This window comes from Streptomyces milbemycinicus (genome assembly GCF_002154605.1).
Classification (GTDB): Bacteria; Actinomycetota; Actinomycetes; order Streptomycetales; family Streptomycetaceae; genus Streptomyces; species Streptomyces milbemycinicus.
The window spans coordinates 1-542 of record NZ_MUNE01000277.1; the positions used below are offsets into that span (position 1 = coordinate 1).

The following is a 542-nucleotide window of genomic DNA, read 5'->3' on the forward strand; positions in this document are numbered from 1 at the left end:
CGGGCCGGCCGGCTCACCCGGGTCTACGGCGGCGCGGTGGCCAGCCCCCGCCCCGACGAGGAGCGGCCCTTCGGCGAGGTCGCGGTGGACGACCTGGTCGACAAGACGGCCGTCGCCCGGCGGGCCGCCCGGCTGGTCGCCGACGGGGACGTGGTGCTCCTGGACATCGGCACCACCACGCTCCAGCTCGCCAAGCTGCTGCGCGGCCGCCCGATCACCATCGTCACCAGCAACCTCGCCATCTACGACGAGCTGCGCGACGACCCGGAGGTCACCTTGATCCTGCTGGGCGGCCAGGTGCGCAGCAACTACCGGTCCGTGGTCGGCTTCCTCACCGAGTCCAACATCCGCCAGCTGCACGTCGGCCGCCTCTTCCTCGGCGCCAGCGGGGTGCTGCCCGACGGGAGCGTGCTGGACAGCACGCATGTGGAGGTGCCCGTCAAACGGGCCATGCTCGGCTCGTCCCGCGAGGTGGTGCTGCTGGCCACCGCCGGGAAGTTCCCCGGCGACACCGGGCTCGCCCGGATCTGTGGGCCGCAGCA

General features: G+C 73.2%; 1 protein-coding gene. It reads left to right on the top strand.

Going from position 1 to position 542, the window contains the following annotated elements; translation table 11 throughout:
* A partial coding sequence (locus tag CCN51_RS22310) for a DeoR/GlpR family DNA-binding transcription regulator (protein WP_086860007.1) occupies window positions 1-542 on the top strand: 542 nt, incomplete at both ends.